The sequence below is a fragment of the Glutamicibacter sp. M10 genome (assembly GCF_025452055.1).
In the GTDB taxonomy this organism is placed as follows: domain Bacteria; phylum Actinomycetota; class Actinomycetes; order Actinomycetales; family Micrococcaceae; genus Glutamicibacter.
Genome location: NZ_CP104918.1, coordinates 1016729 through 1038869 on the forward strand (window position 1 = coordinate 1016729; position 22141 = coordinate 1038869).

The 22141-nt window shown below is 56.2% G+C and carries 13 protein-coding genes and 1 pseudogene; 7 read left to right on the plus strand and 7 right to left on the minus strand.

Translation table 11 applies throughout. From position 1 onward, the window contains the following. The first annotated feature begins 43 nt into the window (after positions 1 to 43). Positions 44 to 4657, plus strand: coding sequence for an alpha-L-arabinofuranosidase family protein (locus tag N6V40_RS05010; protein WP_242632552.1), 4614 nt, complete (start codon positions 44 to 46; stop codon positions 4655 to 4657). Between the two features lie 139 nt (positions 4658 to 4796). On the opposite strand, the gene N6V40_RS05015 is transcribed toward N6V40_RS05010, so the two are convergent. Continuing rightward, positions 4797 to 6344 (minus strand): long-chain-fatty-acid--CoA ligase, encoded by a 1548-nt coding sequence (locus N6V40_RS05015; RefSeq protein WP_262199238.1) that lies wholly within the window; start codon positions 6342 to 6344, stop codon positions 4797 to 4799. 168 nt (positions 6345 to 6512) lie between these two features. On the opposite strand from N6V40_RS05015, the gene N6V40_RS05020 reads away from it, so the two are divergent. Next, complete coding sequence (locus tag N6V40_RS05020) at positions 6513 to 7280, plus strand: VOC family protein (protein WP_262199240.1); 768 nt, start codon at positions 6513 to 6515, stop codon at positions 7278 to 7280. Positions 7281 to 7295: 15 nt separating this feature from the next. On the opposite strand, the gene N6V40_RS05025 is transcribed toward N6V40_RS05020, so the two are convergent. Further along, on the minus strand, positions 7296 to 8093 hold the full coding sequence (locus tag N6V40_RS05025; RefSeq protein ID WP_262199242.1) for a GNAT family N-acetyltransferase: 798 nt from the start codon (positions 8091 to 8093) through the stop codon (positions 7296 to 7298). A gap of 63 nt (positions 8094 to 8156) precedes the next feature. Here N6V40_RS05025 and fdhD point away from each other — a divergent pair, with 63 nt between their 5' ends. The 3 genes from fdhD to N6V40_RS05040 all read left to right on the plus strand — a co-directional run bounded on the left by fdhD (position 8157) and on the right by N6V40_RS05040 (position 12903). After that, the gene (gene fdhD / locus N6V40_RS05030) at positions 8157 to 8987 is read left to right on the plus strand and encodes a formate dehydrogenase accessory sulfurtransferase FdhD (protein ID WP_262199244.1); all 831 of its coding nucleotides are present in this window, start codon (positions 8157 to 8159) and stop codon (positions 8985 to 8987) included. Between the two features lie 58 nt (positions 8988 to 9045). After that, positions 9046 to 11367: an FdhF/YdeP family oxidoreductase gene (locus N6V40_RS05035; RefSeq protein ID WP_262199246.1), complete on the plus strand. Its 2322-nt coding sequence runs from the start codon at positions 9046 to 9048 to the stop codon at positions 11365 to 11367. 84 nt (positions 11368 to 11451) lie between these two features. Beyond that, the gene (locus N6V40_RS05040; RefSeq protein WP_262199247.1) at positions 11452 to 12903 is read left to right on the plus strand and encodes a nucleobase:cation symporter-2 family protein; all 1452 of its coding nucleotides are present in this window, start codon (positions 11452 to 11454) and stop codon (positions 12901 to 12903) included. Positions 12904 to 12971: 68 nt separating this feature from the next. On the opposite strand, the gene N6V40_RS05045 is transcribed toward N6V40_RS05040, so the two are convergent. Continuing rightward, positions 12972 to 13853 carry an SPFH domain-containing protein gene (locus N6V40_RS05045; protein ID WP_131089269.1) on the minus strand — a complete coding sequence of 294 codons (882 nt, stop codon included), beginning with the start codon at positions 13851 to 13853 and terminating at the stop codon, positions 12972 to 12974. 114 nt (positions 13854 to 13967) lie between these two features. Here N6V40_RS05045 and N6V40_RS05050 point away from each other — a divergent pair, with 114 nt between their 5' ends. Beyond that, positions 13968 to 14957, plus strand: a complete 990-nt coding sequence (locus N6V40_RS05050; RefSeq protein WP_131089268.1) for an aldo/keto reductase — start codon at positions 13968 to 13970, stop codon at positions 14955 to 14957. 53 nt (positions 14958 to 15010) lie between these two features. Here N6V40_RS05050 and nirB read toward each other — a convergent pair. Further along, positions 15011 to 17613: pseudogene (gene nirB, locus N6V40_RS05055) on the minus strand (nitrite reductase large subunit NirB). 359 nt (positions 17614 to 17972) lie between these two features. Between nirB and nirD the strand changes: the two are divergent. After that, positions 17973 to 18350 (plus strand): nitrite reductase small subunit NirD, encoded by a 378-nt coding sequence (gene nirD / locus N6V40_RS05060; protein ID WP_131089266.1) that lies wholly within the window; start codon positions 17973 to 17975, stop codon positions 18348 to 18350. A gap of 211 nt (positions 18351 to 18561) precedes the next feature. Here the strand turns inward: nirD and N6V40_RS05065 are convergent, their stop codons facing one another. From N6V40_RS05065 to N6V40_RS05075, 3 genes are read right to left on the minus strand one after another with little or no spacing between them, the layout of a single operon-like run. Further along, the gene (locus N6V40_RS05065) at positions 18562 to 19425 is read right to left on the minus strand and encodes an FAD-dependent oxidoreductase (RefSeq protein ID WP_262199249.1); all 864 of its coding nucleotides are present in this window, start codon (positions 19423 to 19425) and stop codon (positions 18562 to 18564) included. 29 nt (positions 19426 to 19454) lie between these two features. After that, positions 19455 to 20030 (minus strand): FAD-dependent oxidoreductase, encoded by a 576-nt coding sequence (locus N6V40_RS05070; protein WP_262199250.1) that lies wholly within the window; start codon positions 20028 to 20030, stop codon positions 19455 to 19457. Beyond that, complete coding sequence (locus tag N6V40_RS05075) at positions 20027 to 22141, minus strand: molybdopterin oxidoreductase family protein (protein WP_262199251.1); 2115 nt, start codon at positions 22139 to 22141, stop codon at positions 20027 to 20029. Before N6V40_RS05075 ends, N6V40_RS05070 begins: the two co-directional genes overlap by 4 nt.

A 22141-nucleotide genomic window follows, 5' to 3' on the forward strand; every position in this document is an offset into this window, starting at 1 on the left:
GACGTTAGCACGTCGAACTACCTCACGGAGGTTTGAGTAAGTGATGCATCCTCGTCAACGATGGGCCGTGCCGTTAGCACTGCTCGTTTCTCTGTCTTTCCCTGCCTCGGCACTCGCCGCGGTTCCGCATGTGAGCAGGCCGAATATTGCGCTCACAACAACACCTGGCAATGAAGCCGATCGTGATTACGCGGCCTATGTTTTCCCCTATTTCACCGGTGAGAGCACCGATGATGGCGAGAAAATACATATGGCCGTCTCGCAAAAGAACGACCCCAATAGCTGGTACACGCTCAACGACGGCAAACCCATTTTGGAGTCAACACTGGGTACCAAAGGGCTTCGAGATCCATTCTTGATTCGATCCCAAGACGGTTCCAAATACTACCTACTGGCTACCGATCTTAAGATGTACGGGGGTGGCAGTTTTGGCGACGCCCAAGAAACCGGTAGCCACTCGTTGATGATCTGGGAATCATCTGATCTGATCAACTGGTCACAGCAGCGCGAGGTCAAAGTGGCCTCAGATAATTCAGGCAATTTGTGGGCTCCTGAGGCGCACTGGGATCCGGTCACCGAGCAATACATCGTGTATTGGGCCTCAGCGCTTTATCCGGATGATGTTCCAGCAGATCAGCGCGATATTAAGAACTCCTATCAGCGCATGATGTATTCAACGACCAAAGACTTTAAGGATTTTTCAGAACCAAAGGTGTGGATTGACGAACGTCAAGGTCCGGGCCTAGGAATGATTGATTCAACAGTGGCTGAGGTCGGTGATACTTTTTATCGTCTGACCAAGGATGAAGGCGACATGAGTGTGCGCATGGAATCTTCATCGGAACTCCTGCGGACCCAAGGGGTCAGTGAAGGGGACGGTTGGGATATGGTCACCGAGCACATCGGTGTGGGCCAACCTAATCCATGGGGCGGGACTTTCACATCCGGTGAAGGACCAACCATGTTCCCCTCGCTGACAGACGACAACTGGTATCTGATGATTGACCAGCCCTCGTACCACGGTGGCAAGGGTTATATGGTTTTTGAAACTGATGATCTCGCCGGAGGCGACTGGACGAGCGTTCCCGATGCAAAACTGCCTACGAGCCCACGTCATGGAACTGTTTTGCCGATTACCGCCGACGAACAACAGGCCCTGATTGCAGCCTACCCACCGGGCGAAGTTGAAGAGCCTCCAGGTCCGGTAGTTCCGGGTCCTGACCCGGAACTTCCCGATGGTACCTTCAGCGAAGAGTTTGATTCAACGGAGCTTAATCAGCGATTCTCAATCCTCAATGAGCAGGCTGGTGCGTGGAAGCTGGAGGATTCGGCGCTGAAGCTGACCTCTCAGCGAGGGGACACTTGGCAAGATTCGAATGACGCCAAGAACCTCTTCATGCTCGACGTTCCCTCCGGTGACTTCTCGGTGGCCACCCACCTTACTGCACCGGTCTCGCAAGACTTCCAAGGCGCCGGGCTGCTGGCATGGAAAGACTTCGATAACTATGTACGAGCTGGCCTGGCCCATGTATCCAGCGCCCCCAACGGACCAGTAGTGATTGAAAGTGCTGCCGAGTCAGCCGGAGTGTATGGTTCGCAGTTCACCGCGCGCCCCGGATCCACTACCGAGTGGCTTCGTTTGGATCGTAAAGGTAAAGAAATCACTGTTTACTACGGGGATTCCCAAGGGCAATGGGCAAAAGCCGCAAGTTTTAATTTGGATTGGAACGCTACCAAGGTAGGGCTTTACGCATTGGCAGCCCAAGATGGGACCGCACATACAGCGTCCTTCGACAGCGTCTGGCTTAACGAGGCTGGCCCTGCAGATCTGGTTCCTACCGAGCCGTTTACGCTGAGCGCCACAGGTGCCCAAAGCTATGTCACTACCGATAAACAACAACGGCTAAAGCTGGAGTCAACGCGACCAAAATCGGTACTGCGCTTTACCTCGCAGGCCGCAGATGGCGTGACCAGCGACGACCACCACCCACTGGTGCTCACTACCCCAGCAGGCAACATGGACGTTCGCAACGGGAAACTCCAATTAACCAAGGGCTCCACAACGTCTTGGCGTTTGGTGGATGCTGGTGGCGGAAAAAGCTATCTACGCTTGACCGGAGCCAGCGATGAAGATTCGGCCTGGGTAGTGCGCCATGAAAATGGTTCCCTGCGTCTAGGATCCAAAGCTAAAGCCGCAAGTTTTAGTCTTGGTTCAGCCACCGTTGGGCAGCAAGAACTGTCGATTGACGGCGATGGCACCAGCCACGAAATCAGCGACACAATGTACGGAGCGTTTTATGAAGATATCAACTACGCTGCTGACGGCGGACTGTACGCCGAGATGGTGCGCAACCGTTCTTTCGAGTTCAACAGCTCAGATAATAAGGACTTCACAGCACTGACCGGATGGAAAGCAGTAGGTACCGCCGGGAACCAAGTGAGTTCTGAACGAGATCAGTGGCTCAACGACTCCAACCGCGCATATCTACAACTCAATGCCAAGGCCAAGGGTGATGGTGTGCAGAACCTTTCCTTTAACAAAGGAATGGCGCTGAAGAAGGGAGCAAAGTACGACTTCAGTGTTTTTGCCCGAGCACAGAAGGATCAAAAACTGGAAATAAAGCTCACCGATGCTGACGGTTCCGCAGTGTTTGGATCCACCACCATCACCGTGGACGGCAACGATCAATGGAAAAAATATAGCGCGACGATGACTGCACTATCCACCGTTGACACTGGTCGACTAGAACTGCTGGCCGATACACCGGGGAGTGTGAACTTGGATATGATTTCGCTATTCCCTCAAGATACGTGGGTTGGACCAGTGAATGGTAAGTCCGTGCTGCGCAAGGACCTAGCCGAAAAAGTGGCGGACCTGAATCCGAGCTTCCTTCGTTTCCCGGGTGGCTGCGTGACCAACGTGGGTACTTTTGATACGTACTTGCAGTCCGATGGAAAGGACCGTCAACGCACCTTCCAATGGAAAGAGACCATTGGTGCCGTGGAGAGCCGGCCGACCAACTGGAACTTCTGGGGCTATAACCAGACTTACGGAATTGGCTACCTGGAATATCTGAAATGGGCTGAGGACTTGGGTGCCACCGCGTTACCGGTGGTTTCTGTAGGCGCCAACGGCTGTGGTTCAAATATTGCTGAGATGACAGATCAGCCGCGCATTGATCGTTGGGTACAAGACACCTTGGACTTGATCGAATTTGCTAACGGAGACACCACGACAACGTGGGGTGCTAAGCGTGCACAGCTCGGACACCCCAAGCCGTTCGATTTGAAGTACATCGGGTTGGGCAATGAAGAAGTCACCAAGACTTTTGAAGCTAACTTCCCGAAATTCCGTGACGCGATCGCTGCCAAATATCCCCAGATCACCATCATCTCCAATAGCGGCCCCGATGACACCGGAACCCGTTTTGATGAGCTGTGGAAGTTTAACAAGGCTCAGGGCGTGGACATGGTTGATGAACACTATTACAACGATCCCTCATGGTTCTTAGGCAATGACCAACGGTATGATTCCTACGACCGTCAAGGTCCGGAGGTGTTCCTAGGCGAATATGCCTCACGTGGTAACACCTTTGCCAATGCGCTTTCCGAAGCTGCATATATGACTGGATTGGAACGCAATTCAGACGTCGTGAAGCTAGCCTCTTATGCGCCGATGTTTGCCAACGAGGACTATGTTCAGTGGGCACCAGACATGATGTGGTTCGACAACGACCAGTCGTGGGGTTCGGCTAACTACTACAACCAGAAACTCTGGATGAACAACGTCGGTGAACAGGTGGTGCCTTCGACCCTTACCGGCAAAACTTCCACCGCCCCCGATCTCTCCGGTGGTGTTTTCCTGAGTAGTTGGCAGACGAAAACTTCCTACGACAACCTGCAGGTGACTGAGAACGGTACAGGGGAAACCCTGTTCAGCGATGACTTCACCAGTGATGCGAACTGGGAAGCTCAACGCGGGAACTGGGCAATTGCTGATGGGCGTTATGTGCAGTCCGATACCGGTGTGGAGGACGCACGTAGCCTGATCACCGGTGCCTATGACAAGGACTGGAAAAACTACACAATGGAGCTGACCGCACGAAAGGAAGCTGGGAAAGAAGGCTTCTTGATCGGCTTCGCGGCCGGGGCGGAAGATCAGTTCTACTGGTGGAATCTTGGCGGTTGGGGCAATACCCGCTCTGTGCTGGAACGTGCCGACTCGGCTCGTCAAGGCGAGGTCGCCGCTGGACCGAATACCACCTTGGAAACCGGCAAGGATTACAAGGTCAAGATTGTGGTCGATGGAAACACCATCAAGCTCTACCTCGATGGTGAATTCCAGTTTGAGTACACCGAGCCATCAGCCAAACCGCTCTACCAAGTGGTTACCCGCGATACCAAGAAAAATGAGCTGATCGTCAAACTGGTGAACCCAACGGCCACGGTTTCGCAGACCAAGATTGCGGTAGACGACGTCAAGGTTGGTTCCGTGGTCAAGGTTACCGAACTGGTCGCTGCGCCAGAAGCTCAGAACACCAAGCAGGACCCCACTAAAGTGGCGCCCCGTGAGTTCAAATTGAAGGCCGAAGCTCATGGTCTTGATTATGAGGTTCCAGCCTATTCAGTCACGTTCTTGAGACTGGCGGTGAAATAACAGTCGCCAAGAAATAGCAGTGCTCATGCCCTCTACCCGCGATGATTCGCAGGTAGGGGGCATGAGCATGTTCTCAAGTTTTGCCAAGTGAAGGGCGTGAGGATCGCGACCTGCCTGGGAGCGTTGTTCCTTGAGACGGCTATTCCTGGTCGAACTGCGCGATCAGTTCTCGCTTGAGGATCTTACCGCTGGGGCCCAGCGGGAATTCTTTGACTATCTCGATGAAGCGCGGGTACTTGTAGGCAGCCATCTGCTCACTAGACCAACGGATCAGTTCTTGGACACTGAGTGTTGAACCCTGCACCAAGGTCACCGAGGCAACCACTTCCTGACCGTGCTTGTCATGAGCTACTCCGTAGACGGCGGCGTTGGAAATCTCTGGGTGGCTGGTGAGCACCTCTTCAACTTCGCGCGGGTAGACGTTGTAGCCGTTACGCAGAATCATGTCTTTGGTTCGGTCTAGGATCCGCAGGTAGTCCTCTTCGTCCTTGGTTCCCAAGTCTCCGGTGCGGAACCATCCATCCACTACTGCTTCGGCGGTTGCGTCGGGGTGGTTGAGGTAGCCGGAGAACAGGTTGTGACCACGTACCACCAGTTCACCCAGTTCTCCGCGTTGCATCAACCGGATCTCGTTGGGGTAGGCGGGGTCAGCAATTTCCACGTCCACGCCCCATACCGGCGTGCCGACGGTGCCTGGACGAGGTTCGCGCCCGACATGGTTGAAGCAGGCTACCGGTGAAGTTTCAGTTAGTCCGTAACCCTCGTAGATCTGTGCGCCAAAACGCTGTTCAAAGGCGGAGAGTACCGACAGTGGCAAGGAGGCACCACCCGAGATGGCATAACGAAGGTTGGTTGGTTTGCCTTCACGGTTTGCCCCGGCTTCAACGAGGGCAACGTACATGGTTGGCACACCAAAGAACACGTCAATCTCGGCATCCAAAACCAGATCTAAAGCAGCGTCCGCGGTGAACTTGGGCAGCAACATGACTTCGGCACCGATTCTCAGGCCCGTGTTCAGTACACAGGTTTGGCCGAAGGTATGGAACAGTGGCAATCCGCCAAATAGCTTGTCACCTTGGCGAATGTCCATGGTGTTCAGCAGCGTGGAGTGAGTCTGTTCGATTAGTGCCAGATGTGTCCCCAAGGCGCCCTTGGGTTTGCCGGTAGTGCCCGAGGTGTAGAGGATCGTGGCAATGTCTTCGGCCTTGCGAGGCAGGTAGGTGGTGATTGGTTCAGCCTTGGCTGCCAAGTCTTCTAAGCGAGTGATTTCCCCGGCTTCAGGTTCCATTACGCTCACCAAGTTGATCCCGGAGTTTTGGGCTCCCTTGGCGCCTTCGCCTAAGAGTCCTGCAGCGCAGACCAAGATCTTGGCTTCAGCGTCTTCTAATACATAGGAGATTTCGCGGGCCTTGAGTAGCGCGTGGATGGGAACTGCTGTGGCGCCGAGGGATAGCACCGCGTAGTAGACGCGGGCGAAGTCGGTGACGTTGGGGATGAGCACTGCTACCCGGTCACCCTCGGTGATGCCCTGTTCTTTGAGAGCTCCGGCGTAGGCTTTGGTTTCCTCCCAAAGCTCACGGTAGGTGGTGCTTACGCCGTTCATGGTGATGGCGTTCAGATCCGGGAAACGGTTGGCACCTTCGGCCACGATGGCGGCTACCGAAAGGGTGAGGTTTGAAGTGGTCATAGAAGTCTCCTCGAGGCTGCAGAGTTTAGATGTGCTCCATGTCACAAACAAGCCTAATGGAACCGCGATTCAAATCAAGGTACTAAGTTTCGTAATAATGCTCGTTTCAGCAATGAACCGGAATAGACTCAGCGCATTGAGCTGGTATGAGCGCGAAATGGGGTAGCGATGCCGGTAGTCAGAGGTCCACGAGCCGAACCTTGCTGGGTGGATTTACTCACCAGCGATATTGATGGTGCCATCGAGTTTTACTCGGAACTCTTTGGATGGAAAATTCACGATGATCCGCAAACTCGCAGTGACGGATACCTTCCAGTCACGTTGGATGATCAACCGGTCACCGGCCTTGTGCTCAACGACCAAGATTCGGCGGCCCCGGATGCGTGGACCACGTATCTGAATGTGGCCGATATTCATGCGGCCGTCTTTGCCGCCCATTTACATGGCGGTCAGCGTTATCTGAAACCTGTGGCCATGCCCGGTCAGGGGACCGTGGCCCTAATTGGGGATCCCGCAGGTATCGGAGTGGGACTTTGGCAGTCCTTTGACCCGACTAACTATCCGGCACGGAAAATTCACGGTCACCGCATCTGGAATGAGCTGCATACCAAACACTTTGAAACCGCCTGCCGGTTTTACCGCGAAGCCTTGGGGTGGGATCTAAACCAGGTCGTTGATTCTCCCGACTTCAGTTACTACACCCTGGGCCAAGGAGCCGATGCGGCCGCAGGACTCTATGACATCAGCGGCCAAGACTCTACCGAGGGCTGGCGAACCTACTTCGCGGTAGATGACGCAGATCAAGTAGCGCAGCTCTGTACAAGCCTGGGTGGACAAGTGGTGAACGCACCGCATGACTCGTACTTCGGGCGCACCGCCATGCTCAGTGATCGGGGTGGCGCCGAATTTGCGGTGATCGCACCAGCTCACAAATAGCTGGCGCGCAACTAACTACACTTCGCGATTCCAAACGTATGGCGTGGTGGTGGAAACTTTGAGCAGGCCCTGGCTTTCCAAAATGGGGCGCGAGTATTCGGTGGAGTCACTATGGACGTAGCGCAAGCCGTGGGACAAGGCGCTGCGTGCCCGAGCGTCGGTGAGCGCGCGGTAGATTCCGCGGCCGCGGTACTCGGGTAAAACGCCGCCACCCCATAGACCAGCAAATTCGGTACCCACCACCGGCTCCAAACGTCCTGCACCCACCATGTGCCCATCGATGATCGCAACCCACAGTTCCATGCCATCCTTTGTGGCTGAACGAGAGATCAACGCATCGGTGGTGGCTGGGTCATAGGGTTCGCCAAAAGCCTGATCGACCATGCGACACATTTGTTCAATCTCGGCCGGAGTGGTTACCTGCCGGACTTCCACACCTTCGGGCGTGGGCTGATCACTGATCAGAGTTTGCATTAAACCGATCATGATTGACTCGGTAGGTTCAGCAACAAAGCCCAGCTCTTCCAAGCGCTGAGCCAAACCCGGCGCATGGTCATGACCGCGAGTTTTGAATTCCACCGTCCGGATCTCAGGTTGTTGGGTGAAGTGTTCCAGCGCAGCAGGCACTAGTTCGGCCAAAGACTGCGGTGCCTGGTCGGTGATGTGCGGATAGGTAATGAACCCGCGCCCGTTGGCGAAGGTGACCAAGCGCAGTTCACCGAGCATGGTCACGGACAGCGCACTGGGTGTCTCTGCGTCGGTTCGTAGCTGCGCGTCGTAGAGGGCCAAAAATTCTTCACTTGGTGAGGGCATTTGCTCAGTCTACGACCACGGTGGAAGACTCGGAGCAGTGAACTAGCAATGTAGGAGCAGAGCATGGGTCGAAAGATCGTTCGCCGTCGAGTTATTCGTGCAACCCGCGAGGGTGGCTGGCGTACCCGCGAGGAGAAACTAGCTGGCGAAGAGCCGTTGGAAATCCGTTTCGGGCACACCTCCTACACCACCTCCATGCGCACCCCCGGAGACGACTTTGATATGGTCGCCGGCTTCTTGGTGGGTGAAGGGGTCATTCGTGAAGCCGAACAACTTGTCTCCATGCGCTACTGTGCGGGCACCGATGAAGAAGGCAATCAGACCTTCAATGTCATTGAGGTGCAACTAGGTGCAGGTGCGACGCCGCCGGATCTAGGGGTGGCCCGCAATGTGGTGACCAGCTCTGCCTGCGGAATCTGTGGAACTAATTCCATCGATGAAGTGCGAAAGAAAGCCGGATTTGATCTGGCTGATCGCAGCGGGATTATTGACGTGAATACCTTGCTGGACCTCCCCGATACGCTGCGTGAATCCCAGCAACTCTTCTCTTCCACCGGTGGAGTACATGCTGCTGGGCTGTTCACTACCGCCGGTGAATTGCTGATCCTACGTGAAGATGTGGGACGGCATAATGCGGTGGATAAGGTGATTGGCGCGGCCCTGCGCCAAGGGATGTTGCCACTAAATGACGCGGTACTGCAGGTTTCCGGGCGGGCGTCCTTTGAGCTGGTTCAGAAGGCTGCGATGGCAGGAATCGGGCTGCTCACCGCAGTTAGTGCTCCCTCGTCCTTGGCAGTAGATCTAGCTGAGGAAACAGGTCTGACGCTGGCAGCATTTTCGCGCAATACCAGCGTGAACATTTATACACATGCGCATCGAGTGAACGAGGCGTAGCCTAGTAATATGTGAGCTGGATATCAGGACCAGGTTACACAACCGGGAGGAGAGCCTCATGCATCGTTCGGCACCTAAAAAAGACATCAACGAAGATGATCTGAAAGTCAGCGAACCAGCCCACGCGGCGGCCGGTCTGAAGGCTGTCATGGTATCCATGGAGCGCGGATTCAGCCAGGCAGGCCCTAGCCGAACGCTGCATGCGATGTTGCGAGTTAACCAGCATGGCGGATTCGACTGCCCGGGTTGCGCCTGGCCTGAATCCATTACCGCACGTCGTAAGCCCGCAGAGTTCTGCGAAAACGGTGCCAAGGCGATTGCTGAAGAAGCCAGCTCCCGCACCGTCACCCCTGAGTGGTTCGCGCAGCACCCAATTTCGGTACTGCAGGACAAGACCGAATACTGGTTGGGTTCACAAGGCCGCATCACCCAGCCCATGATCATTCGTGAAGGTGAAAGCCACTACCAGCCAATCAGCTGGGGCGACGCTTTTGAAACCATCGCGCAGCATGTTCATGATTCCACCCCTGAACGCTGCGTTTTTTACACCTCCGGTCGTACCGCCAATGAGACCGCGTTTATGTACCAGTTGCTGGCTCGTAGCTTGGGCACCAATAACCTGCCAGACTGCTCGAACATGTGCCACGAATCCTCGGGCACCGCGTTGAACCCAACGATCGGTATCGGCAAGGGCACGGTCAGTCTTGAAGACTTTGAACACACCGAACTGATTTTTGTTGTGGGTCAAAACCCCGGCACCAACCACCCAAGGATGCTCTCGGCTCTCTCCGATGCACGCAAGCGCGGGGCCCGAGTTGTCGCGGTTAACCCACTGCCAGAGGCCGGATTCTTCGGATTCAAAGATCCCCAGACCGTTAAGGGAATGCTGGGCACTCCTGACCCAGTGGCCAGTGATTTCCTGCAGATCAAGGTGGGCGGTGACTTGGCACTGTTCCAAGCCTTCGGACATCTTTTGCTCGAAGAAGAAGCCAAGAACCCTGGCACCGTTGTGGACCACAAATTCATTGATGAAGTCACCGATGGTTTTGACGCCTACCAAGAAGCTCGCGCAACCCTGGACTGGGACGCTACTGAGCAAGCCACCGGTCTCACCCGTGCAGAAATCACCGAAATAGCCGGGCTGCTGATCAAGTCCAAAGCAACCATTATTTGTTGGGCTCTGGGACTGACCCAGCAGCCGCACTCGGTGCCGACGCTCAAAGAAATCATCAACCTTCTGTTGCTTCAGGGCAACTTCGGCAAGCCCGGGGCCGGAGCCTGCCCTGTGCGTGGTCACTCCAACGTTCAGGGCGACCGCACCATGGGCATTTGGGAGAAGCCGACCGAACAACTGTTGGCTTCCATTGATAAAGAATTTGGCATCACCTCACCACGCGCGCATGGTTATGATTCCACCGAAGCGCTACATGCCTTTGAAAAAGATGAGGTTGATGTTTTTGTCTCGATGGGCGGAAACTTTGCTCTAGCCAACTCGGATACCGAGGCGTTGGAAGCGGGCATGCAACGGGCCAAACTAACCGTGCATATTTCGACCAAGCCCAACCGATCGCACGTGGTGCATGGCAAGACTTCGTTGATTCTTCCTACCTTGGGGCGCACCGACAAGGACAACAAGCACCCGGGCGGTGCGCAGTTCCTTTCCGTGGAAGACTCCATGTCGGTCATCAAATCAACCCAAGGGCGGCTGGCCCCGGTCTCTGACCACCTTTTGGCGGAACCCGTAATTGTGGCGCGTATGGCGCAAGCAATTCTGGGCGAAGAGCACCCGATCAACTGGCGCGCCATGGCTGAAGACTATGACGTCATCCGCGACCACATCGAAAAGGTGTTGCCCGGATTTGAGGACTTCAACCGCCGGGTGCGCGAGAAGAATGGCTTTGTCCTTCCCAACCCGCCACGCGATACTCGGTCCTTCGCCACGGACATCGGCAAGGGACGCTTCACCGTCTCGGACTTTGAAGCGCTGGAAGCCCCCGAAGGTCACCTCATCTTGCAGACCATGCGAAGCCACGACCAGTACAACACCACCTTCTACGGGCTTGATGACCGCTACCGCGGCATCAAGGATGGGCGCCGTGTCATCTTGATCAACCCTGAAGATCTGGCGGATACAGGATTTGTCGACCGTGATTTGGTGGACGTGATTTCCACCTTCGCCGGCACCGAGCGTCGTGCCAATCGATTCCGTTTGGTTTCCTACCCGACTGCTAAGGGGTGCGTTGCTGCCTACTATCCAGAAGCTAACGCACTAGTGCATCGTGACTTGGTGGCCCGTGAATCCAACACCCCCGGCTTTAAAGCAATGATGGTGCGTTTCGTCGAACATACCCAACAGCCGGGCGCAACATTGGACTCCTAGCGCCTAAGTTCCGCAGGTCAGCGGTGGTGATGGGCGAGAATTGAAGGCATCATCCACCGCAGCGACCTGAAGAGGAACAACCCCATGAGTGCTGCCAGTAGCCAACCGGTGCTGAGTGCAAGACCTGAAGATGAACGCCTGAGCCCCGGTCGCACGGTGGCCTACGGCTTCCAACACGTGTTGACCATGTACGGCGGAATCATCGCCCCGCCACTGGTTATGGGTGGCGCTGCAGGAATGGATACGGCACAAATGGGTGTGCTGGTTGCCTGCTGCTTGTTTGTTGGCGGCTTGGCTACCATCTTGCAGACCTTGGGCATTCCATTCTTCGGAGCTCAGCTGCCATTGGTTCAGGGCACCTCGTTCTCCGGTGTGGCAACGATGATCGCCATCATGAACGGTGGCGGTGGCATGCCGGCGGTCTTTGGTGCGGTGCTAGCAGCCGGTGCGATCGGTATTGTGATCGCACCATTCTTCGCCAAACTCTTACGGTTCTTCCCGCCGGTGGTCACCGGAGTGGTGATCACCATTATTGGGGTTTCGCTCTTCCCGGTGACTGCAGACTGGGCCATGGGCGGAGCCGCTGCGGGGGAGAACTACGGGTCGATGAAAAACATTGCCCTAGCTGCCATCACCCTAGTAATTCTGTTGGCTCTGTCGAAGTCCGGGGTCGCAGCTCTTTCGCGCTTATCGATTCTGCTCTCCATCGTCTTGGGTACGATTGTGGCTGTTTTTATGGGGATGACCGATTTTTCTCAGGTGCTTACCGGTGACATTTTTGCGGTGCCAACACCCTTTGCTTTTGGTGCTCCGGTCTTTGAGATCAGTGCCATTATTTCGATGATGATCGTCATCCTAGTTACCTATACCGAAACCACTGCAGACATGCTCGCGGTCGCCGAGGTGACTGGATCTAAGGTTGATGCCCGTCGTATCGCCAACGGCCTGCGCGCCGATATGCTTTCCTCCACCGTTGCCCCAGTGTTCAACACCTTCACCCAGTCAGCCTTCGCGCAGAATGTTGGCCTGGTGGCAATCACCGGTGTGAAGAGCCGCTTTGTTGTGGCTACTGGCGGTGGCATCCTGGTCATTCTGGGCTTACTGCCGGTACTTGGACGTGTTATCGCCTCTGTTCCGCAGCCCGTACTCGGCGGCGCCGGAATTGTGCTTTTTGGTTCGGTGGCGGCCGCTGGTATTCGCACCCTGGCCAAGGTCAAAGATGACAACATGAACATGCTGATCATCGCGACCTCGCTGGCCTTCGGCTGTATCCCTATGGTGAAAGCTGACTTCTATGCTGCCTTCCCTACTTGGGTGGGCACTATCTTCCAGTCCAGCATTTCGTCGGCCACCATCATGGCGGTACTGCTGAACATTATCTTCAACGAACTGTCCTGGGGGAAAAAGACAATCTCCCAGCGTGCAGTCTACAAATATCAGATTGCCGGGCTAGAAGACGGTGACCGTCTAATCGATGGCAAACTCTATGACCACCAGGGTCTTGAAGTGCAGATCATCGCCGAACAGCCAGGCTAGAGCCTCAGTATCTAGGTACAGCAATGGCTCCAACAAAATGTTGGAGCCATTGCTGTACCTGCGTGAAGTTACTTGGACTTCTGATCACCGGTCATGGTGATGGGCTGAACTCCCGAGTTAGGGAAACAACCGATAGGGCTCTGGTTGGATTCAGCAACGATGTCCAAACACTTGGAAGTCAGAGTCTCAGGAGTCAAGGAGCGTTCCAAGATCTTGTTGGCCTCTGCCTCGGCGGTGCTGGTCTGCTTACGCTGTTGCGCTACGCGAGTCTTAGCAGCTTCTGACTGCAGCTCATTGATTCGGTTCTGCGTTGGCTCATCAAAATTGATGATTGGCAGGGTTACCGAGCGGATCGCAATCTGAGTTTTGACCTTGGCCTGCATCTTTTCCTGAACGGACTTAGCTAGTCCTTCAAGGTCCTGACCGCCCTTGGACGGTTCGGTGTAGGCCAGTGGATCATAGGTGGCCATCACTTCATTCAATGCGGCGCGGAAGTTTCGATCAACAAGGTTCGACTGAATACCTTCAAAGGTGCGGTAATCCAGGAACACGTCCATGGCGTCGTCGGTCTTCAGCTGCCATTGGATCGAGGCATCAACGTCGGCACGACCGTTGTTTCCCAAACGAACTGGAATGCCACTATCTGCGGAGTAGACATCGTTCTGGACCGAACCGTCTAATTTCTCGACCTTTTCCCAAGGCCACTTCAGGTGGAAGCCGTTGCTAACCACCGAGGTCGGCTTGCCCAATGCAACCTTCACTCCCACGGTTCGTGGCTGAACGATGGTGACACACATAAACGCGAGGACAATCAGCGATACGAAGAATATGCCAAAGCCGGTGAGCCTGGTGGAAGTGCGGTTTTTGTTTTCAGGCTTCAATGCCTTGCCGACGAGCATGACAATCACGCCAATGAAGGCGCAGATGATCGTTAAAATTGCGAGAAACATGATCTCCTCAGTGTTGTGATGACAACCAATATTCTATCGAATGGAACATAAAGTTATTGGTTGAAACACCGCCGTTGGTATCGTTAATAGCTAAGGCACCATAGACTCGGAGCTATGCAAAATAGAGAACTTGGACGCACTAACCGCACGGTATCCGTCATTGGCCTAGGAACGTGGCAGCTTGGAGCTGACTGGGGATCGGTCGATGAAGCAGACGCCCTAGCAGTATTAGATGCCGCCTACGAGGCTGGCGTGAGCTTCTTTGATACTGCGGATGTCTACGGCGACGGACGCAGCGAAGAGGCGATTGGTAAGTGGCTCAAAGCAAACCCAGAAGCTGGCATCACGGTGGCCACCAAAATGGGCCGCAGGGTTGAGCAGGTACCGGAAAACTACAACCTTGATGCCTTCCGAGCTTGGAATGACCGCTCGCGTAAAAACCTTGGAGTGGACACCCTGGATTTGGTGCAGTTGCACTGTCCGCCAACTTCGGTGTATTCCACCGATGCCGTCTATGACGCGCTGGACACGATGGTGGATGAAGGCCGCATGGCCAACTACGGCGTTTCGGTAGAAACCGTGGATGAAGCATTGGCTGCCATTGCTCGGCCGAACATCGCAACAGTGCAGATCATTATCAACGCCTTCCGACATAAGCCTTTAGAAGTTGTCCTGCCAGCAGCACGCGAAGCCGGCGTAGGAATCATCGCTCGTGTTCCTTTGGCCAGCGGGCTGCTCACCAATCGATACAACTTGAACACCGAATTTGCCCAAGACGATCATCGAAACTTCAACCGTGACGGTTCGGCCTTTGACGTAGGCGAGACGTTCTCCGGCGTGGACTACGCCACCGGGGTAGAGGCTGCTGGTCAGTTTGCACAGTTAGCCAAAAATGAATCCCCAGAATCTACCAGCGCGCAGGTTGCGTTGGCTTGGTTGGCGGCTCAAGAGGGAATCAGCACCATCATTCCCGGGGCACGCAATGAGCAGCAGGCACGTGCTAATGCCGCGGCCGGTTCACTAGAGATCTCCAGTGAGTTCAACACTGCGGTTCGTGATCTCTACGATGCCAAGCTGCGCGCACAAATCCACCCGCGCTGGTAACAGCTCGAAACTGTAAGCGCGGGTGGATTTGGGGGTACTTAGTGCTGGGTTACTTAGTGCTGGGGTGCTCCGATGGGGATGTGGGTGCCTAGCGCCACCGGCTCGGCCGGACGCTTCTGGCCACGCTCTGGAACGTAGGCCAAGTCGGTATCTGGCTCTGCGGTGTTCACGAAGGAGCGGAAGCGCTTGAGCTTGACTGGGTCAGCCAGGGTAGCGGCCCACTCATCCTCATAGTTGGCAACGTGGCGTTCCATGGCCGCTTCCATCTCTTCGGCCAGACCCAGGGAATCGTCGATTACTACCTGCTTCACGCGATCCAGGCCGCCATCCAGATCCTGCAACCAGTGCGCGGTACGCTGCAGCTTGTCTGCGGTGCGGATGTAGTACATCAGGTAGCGGTCGATGTATTTGAGCAGGGTGGCGTCATCTAGGCCACCGGCCAGCAGCTGAGCGTGGGCCGGGTTGGCTCCACCATTACCGCCAACGTAGAGGTTCCAACCTTCGGCGGTGGCGATCACGCCAATGTCCTTGGCCCGAGCCTCGGCGCATTCACGGGCGCAGCCCGAGACACCCATCTTGAACTTGTGCGGGGCTCGCAACCCGCGGTAGCGCAGCTCCATTTCGATGCCCATGGCCACCGAGTCGAGCATGCCGTAGCGGCACCAGGAGGAACCGACACAGGTTTTCACATTGCGTAGGGACTTGCCGTAGGCCTGACCGGACTCGAATCCGGCATCCACTAGTTCGCGCCAAATTTCAGGCAGCTGGTCGAGTCGGGCGCCAAACATATCGATACGCAGGCCGCCGGTGAGCTTGGTGTACAGGCCGTATTTCTGTGCCACCGTGGCAATCACTGCGAGCTTCTCTGGGGTGATTTCACCACCTGGAATACGTGGGACTACCGAGTAGGTGCCATCCTTTTGCATATTGGCCAGTGCGCGGTCGTTGGTATCCTGGGCGCCGGCTAGACCTGCATCCATTGGGTGCACCGAGGTCTGCGAAGAAAGGATGTTGGCGATGGCCGGCTTGCAGATATCGCAACCTGGCCCGGTACCGAAGCGTTCCATCACTTCATCGAAGGTGGCCGCACCGGCAACGCGGATGGCTTCGAAAAGTTCTGGGCGGGAGAAGGAGATGTGTTCGCACAGATCCGTGGAAACCTCGGCTCCGTCCTTCTTCATCTGGGATTCCATCAGCTTTTTGATCATCGGGACACACGAACCACACTGAGTTCCGGCACGGGTGCAAGCCTTCAGGCCAGCCACCGTGGTGACTGGATCCTTGCCCTCACAGCTGCCACAACCGGAGACTGCGTCGCGGATGTCTCCAACCAAAACATTGTTGCAAGAACACATCACCGCGTCATCGGGCAGTTCACCTTCCGGTGCTTCTCCGCCAATTGCGCTCAGGTAAGCACCGGGTTCGGCAGCAAGTTCACGGCCAAGCATGGGACGCAGGGACTGGTACGGGGTCGCATCTCCAACAAAGATGCCACCGAGCAAGGTTTTTGCGTCGGCAGAAACAACAAGCTTTTGGTACAGGCCACGCGGTGCGTCAGCGTAAACAACTTCCAGCGCACCTTCGGATTGGGCAAAGGCATCACCGAAGCTGGCGACATCTACTCCGGAGAGCTTGAGCTTGGTGGCGGTATCAAAGCCAGGGAATTCTGCGTGGCCGCCGGAGAGCTGTTCGGCCACAATTTCAGCCATGGAGTTGGCTGGAGCGACCAGACCGACGCACATTCCGTCGAAGTTGGCGACTTCACCGATGGCCCAGATGTTTGGGATCCCGGTGGAGCAGTTCGGTTCGATAACCACACCGCCACGTGGGCCCATGCCGAAGCGGGAGCTTCGCTGCCGGCCTGATCTAGAGCGTTGTTGTAGGTGCGGGCCAGCTCATCACGCGGGGAGACACCGATGGAAGCGATGACCATATCGGCGTCGATAACTTTATCGTTGGTGAGCAGGACGCCGGTGACCGCGCCGTCGTGGGTGATGATTTCCTTAGGGCGGAACCCGCCGTGCACGGTGAAGCCGGTTTCCTTGATCAATCGGCCCATCGCCTGACCGGCACCTTCATCGAGCTGGGAGCGCATCAACCAGTTACCACTATCAATAACTAGCGCTTCGGCACCTAAAGCCTGTGCGCCGGCGGCAGCTTCCAAGCCGAGCAGACCGCCACCAACGGTGGCTACTACTGGAGTACGGCCAAGGGTAGTTTTGAGTTCCTCGATCTTTTCCGCGATAGACCAAACATCTTCTAGGGTGCGGTATACAAAACTGTGCTCGTTGCCTGGGATTTTCAGTGCGGTGGCGTCGGAGCCGGTGGCGAGTACTAGTTCGTCGTAGCCGAAGGTGCGACCGTCCTCGGTGGTGACGATGCGCTGGTCACTATCGATGGCTACCGCTTTAGCGCTGGTCTCCAAAGTGACATGCTCTGCTTCCCACAAGGTGGTGTCGCCTAAGGTGAGATCAACAGTGCGGTCGGTTAGTGCCTTGGAGAGAGCAACTCGATCATAAGGTAGGTGGACTTCTTCGGTCAGCACCGTGATGTTTAGGTTCTGTGGTGCGCGGCTGGACAGCGACTCCGTGAAACGGTGTGCTGCCGGTCCGCCACCAATTACTAGGACGCGGCGTGCGATGTTCGTTGTACCCATGATCAAATTCGACTTTCGCTTGGAAACGAGGAGTTTCAGGCTGATAGCTCTACTGTAGAAAGTCGTTTTTGCAGTCCAATTTCTCTTGTGTTTCGGTCGATGTAACTTTCTTCCCCAACAGATTTTGGGGCAGTGAAACTCATGAAACATCGTGGACTCATTGCACTGATGATCGCCTTACTTGGGCAGGCCGCGACAGATCAAAAACGTGGAAATGACGGTAATTTTGCGGTCTCACTCTGCCAATTGTGAATGTTAGTCAGGGTTTACGACCTAGCAACCGCTCACGGCGTTGAGCGAAACATGAGACTTCTATGCTCGGTATATCAGCGAACGTCCACTAGTAGAGGAACAGGTTCATGAGCACGCAATTTGCCGAAGAAACCCTAGAGAAGTCAGTCAGCTTCGCGCCGGTATGCCGTAGCGAAGAACTTGAAGCAGGCTGGGGCGAAGCCCTCTTGCTTGATGGTGCTCAGCTGGCACTCTTCCGCACCGAATCCAATTCTTTTTACGCTGCTTCACACCACTGCCCGACCACCGGCGCCAAGGTGATGGCTCGCGGAATTCTGGGTGGCACCATGGTTGATGGTCAGTCTGTGGCAACGGTTGCTTGCCCGCTGCACAAAGAGGTTTACCGTTTGGATACCGGCTCATGCTTGAACGCGGATTCACCGGCACTTCAAATGCATGAACTGGTTGAGGTCGCCGGCCAGCTGTGGCTGGAGAAGACCAAATAAACGTCGCACCCAGGAATCACAAACCACCAGCCAACAACGACATAGCAAAAAGGAACGCAGGGACTTCGGTCCCTGCGTTTTGGTTGCGTAGAAAGTACTGATTCGGTGGTATTGATTCCAGGCACAGAGAATTCACGCTGGTCGTCAATGGATAGTGACGACGTACGTGAGCTCATTTGTCTATGTTTTACGCGCCCAACCGCGAGCGGGTTTAGGCCAGCGCGGGAGCCTTCTTGAGTAGTTCCTCAATCTTGGATTTGCAGCCACCGCAACCGGTGCCAGCACGGCAAGAGTCACCAACCTGCGCGACAGTGGTGCAACCTTCACCTACTGCATGGGTAACCTGCCCGTAGGTAGCTCCCGAACAACGGCACAACTGATCTTCATCGCTAGGAACTACGGAGCTCAAGTCCAAAGCGGCAGGATCATCCAGGCGCAGAAGCGTTGAGCGATCAACAGGCAATTGATTTCCGCGCTCATAAGCCAAGACCAGCTCGGCGCTAGTCTGTGGCAGTCCGATGGAAAGGAAACCAGTCACCACACCATCGCGAGTGACCACTTTGAGATAACGTCCGGCCGATGGGTCAGCAAATACGGTGGCCTGTAGTTCCGGTTTATCCCAGAAGCCAGCGCTGACATCTCCGGCGGCGGCCACCTCAATACCTTGACCTTTGAGCATCAACACATCAGAGGCAGAAAAATCTGGGGCCGGAACTTCGGTAGGTGTGGATAGGTGCTGGGCAAGCCAGCTGGCTTGGGCCCAGCCCGGAGCCAACAGGCCGACAGGGGCTTGGCCGTCCACTTCGGCGCAGTCACCCAAAGCGTAGATGCGCTGTTCGGTATCGGCGCAGAGGAATTGGTTGGTTTTGATTCCGCGTCCTACCGCCAGGCCACAACCTTCGGCCAGTTCGGTGCGTGCGCGAACACCGGTGGAAATCAGCAGCGCACCGCCGAGGATCTCTCCATGGGTGGAGGTGGAAAGAGCGGCAAATCCATGTTCATCTTTGCTGATACCGGTGGCTTTAACTTCAGAGATCACTTCAACGCCGGCGTCTTTGAGACAGCGGGTGAGCAATGCTCCGCCGTCACCATCGACAACTCGGCCTAGGGAGCGGCCCCGTGGTGAACCAGTACGGGCTTGCCTCCGCTGGCGGCAATGGCTAGGGCAGCTTCGATGCCGAGGATTCCGCCACCGAGGATCAAGATTCGTCCGCCGATGCTCAGTGAATGTTGCAGCTTTTGGGCATCATCCACGGTGCGTAAAGCGAAGACTCCGTCAGGCAACGCGGTATCGGCGTGCGGGTCAAAGTTCAGTCCATTCAGTGACGGGATCATTGCCCTAGCGCCGGTAGCAAAGACCAGACGGTCATAGGACACCGGTTCGTGATCGCGGACCAGCACCCGGCGGCGTGCACGGTCAACACCGGTGGCCTGAGCGCCAAGCAAAACGTTCACTCCAGCGGCATCAAGACGTGCGGCATCCACCATGAGCAGGTGCTCAAGTTCTGCAGCCCCGATAGCTAGTTCGGCCAGAAGCACACGGTTATAGGCCAGGTGCTTTTCGGCGCTGATGACGGTCAGTTCGCAGTCGCCAGCGGTGACCGAGGGCAGCAGCCCTTCGATCAGTGAGGCTGCTACCGGACCGAAGCCGATGATGACAATCTGTTCAGGACGCTTCATGATTCCCCTTTAATCGGGTTCAGAGACACATGGGCATGTTTAAACTCGGGCATCTTGCTGAATGGATCCACACTTGGATCGGTCAGTAGGTTGGCGGTGCCGGTATTCGGGAAGTGGAAGGGCAAGAACACCGTGTCCAGACGCATATCCGTGCTCAGCTTTGCACGGGCAATGCTGGTGCCACGCTGGTTGGAAACCTTGACCATTTGCCCGTCACTGATCTGGTGGGCCAGGGCAGTGCTCGGGTGGATTTCCAGGGCTGCCTCAGGTGCGGCGGTAGCCAGCTCATCAACTCGACGGGTCTGCGCCCCTGACTGGTAGTGCTCCAGCAGGCGACCGGTCACCAAGGAAATCTGCTTGTTTGGCAGCTGGTTAGGTGCGTAGACGGCGATGATCTGTGCCTTGCCATCACTGTGCGCAAAGCGGTCGAGGAACAACCTCGGGGTGCCGTTGCGCTCGCCGGTCTTGGTACTGATTTCACTGCCTTCGGGGCAAGGCCAGTAGATGGCTGCACCCTGATCCACGTCCTCCCAGTTCACTCCGGAGTAGTCGGCAATGCCGCCGGCGCTGGCAAGCTTTAGCTCGTCGAAGACCTCAGAAGCATTGGGGGAGAAAGTGCCTGGGGCATTGAGGCGTTCTGCGATTTGGGAGAAGATCCACAATTCGCTTTTGGCTTGACCGGGGGCTGGCATCGCGGCGCGGCGGCGAAGGATGCGTCCCTCTAGATTGGTCATCGTGCCTTCTTCTTCAGCCCACTGCAACACCGGCAGGACCAGATCCGCCTCGGCGGCAGTTTCGGAGAAGAAGAAATCGCTGACCACCAAGAAGTCTAGGCGGCGCAGGGCGGCAAAAATCTGGTTGGCATCCGGTGCGGAAATGACCGGGTTGGCACCGTGGACCATGAGCATACGTGCCCCGGACTTGGTACCCAAAGTGTTCAGAAGTTCAACGGCTGGGATCCCTGGACCGGGAATGATCTCTGGGTCAACGCCCCAGACTTTGGCCACGTGGGCGCGGTGTTCCGGGTCAGAAATTTTGCGGTAGCCAGGAAGCTGGTCGCACTTTTGACCGTGTTCGCGTCCGCCCTGTCCGTTGCCCTGACCGGTGATGGTGCCGTAGCCACCAGCCAGTGTTCCCGGCAGGCCTAAGAGCAGCGCAAGATTGATGGCTGCGGTGACGGTATCGGTGCCGTTGGCATGCTGTTCAATGCCGCGTCCGGTAAGAATGTAAACCGGGTTGCCACCGTTTTTGGCACTCGTGGCCGCAGCGGCCAAGGCGCGAGCTGTGCGACGGATTTGATCGGCTGGAATACCGGTAACTTTAGCGGTGCGCTCCGGCCACCAGCTGGCTACCGAGGAACGCAGTGAGTCTAAGCCGACGGTGCGCTCTGCCAGGTAGTGGGTGTCGGCCAAGGACTCGGTGAGCACCACATGAGCTAGGCCCAAAAGCAACGCTAGGTCACTTGATGGGGTGGGCTGCAGGTGCCAGCCGGCGCCTTCATCGGCCAGCTTTGCGGTGGCCGAACGGCGCGGATCCACCACAATCAGGCCACCGCGTCCACGCACCGTTTCCAGGTGGCGGACAAAGGGTGGCATGGTGTCGGCTACGTTGGAGCCAAGCATCAAGATCATGGCCGCGTTATCAAGATCGGCCAAGGGGAATGGCAGGCCGCGGTCCAGCCCAAAAGCCTTGTTGGTTCCTGCCGCTGCCGAGGACATGCAGAACCGGCCGTTGTAGTCGATCCGTGAGGTGCCTAGGGCCAGCCGGGCAAACTTGCCCAACTGGTAGGCCTTTTCATTGGTCAGTGAGCCTGAACCAAACATTGCCACTGCGTCTGCGCCAGACTCGGCGCGGATTTCTAATGCCTTGTGGGCAATCAAATCCAGTGCGGTATCCCAATCCACCGGCGCAAAACTACCATCGGCTTGGCGTTGCATCGGGTCGGTGATGCGTTGCGGGTGCTCGAGTAATTTAGCGGCGCTGAATCCTTTGCGGCACAGTGCACCACCATTGGTCTCAAAGTCTCGGCCGCGCAAGGTGGTTTGCGCGCCGGTGCCTTCGAGGGTGATGCCGCACTGCAGTGCGCAGTAGGGGCAGTGGGTGTCGGTCAT

Excerpts from the sequence above, each read along its gene's own strand:
- N6V40_RS05010 (WP_242632552.1), top strand. The coding sequence starts at position 44 with ATGCATCCTCGTCAACGATGGGCCGTGCCGTTAGCACTGCTCGTTTCT.
- N6V40_RS05015 (WP_262199238.1), bottom strand. The coding sequence starts at position 6,344 with ATGACCACTTCAAACCTCACCCTTTCGGTAGCCGCCATCGTGGCCGAA.
- N6V40_RS05020 (WP_262199240.1), top strand. The coding sequence starts at position 6,513 with ATGCCGGTAGTCAGAGGTCCACGAGCCGAACCTTGCTGGGTGGATTTA.
- N6V40_RS05025 (WP_262199242.1), bottom strand. The coding sequence starts at position 8,093 with ATGCCCTCACCAAGTGAAGAATTTTTGGCCCTCTACGACGCGCAGCTA.
- fdhD (WP_262199244.1), top strand. The coding sequence starts at position 8,157 with ATGGGTCGAAAGATCGTTCGCCGTCGAGTTATTCGTGCAACCCGCGAG.
- N6V40_RS05035 (WP_262199246.1), top strand. The coding sequence starts at position 9,046 with ATGCATCGTTCGGCACCTAAAAAAGACATCAACGAAGATGATCTGAAA.
- N6V40_RS05040 (WP_262199247.1), top strand. The coding sequence starts at position 11,452 with ATGAGTGCTGCCAGTAGCCAACCGGTGCTGAGTGCAAGACCTGAAGAT.
- N6V40_RS05045 (WP_131089269.1), bottom strand. The coding sequence starts at position 13,853 with ATGTTTCTCGCAATTTTAACGATCATCTGCGCCTTCATTGGCGTGATT.
- N6V40_RS05050 (WP_131089268.1), top strand. The coding sequence starts at position 13,968 with ATGCAAAATAGAGAACTTGGACGCACTAACCGCACGGTATCCGTCATT.
- nirD (WP_131089266.1), top strand. The coding sequence starts at position 17,973 with ATGAGCACGCAATTTGCCGAAGAAACCCTAGAGAAGTCAGTCAGCTTC.
- N6V40_RS05070 (WP_262199250.1), bottom strand. The coding sequence starts at position 20,030 with ATGAAGCGTCCTGAACAGATTGTCATCATCGGCTTCGGTCCGGTAGCA.
- N6V40_RS05075 (WP_262199251.1), bottom strand. The coding sequence starts at position 22,141 with ATGACCGACACCCACTGCCCCTACTGCGCACTGCAGTGCGGCATCACC.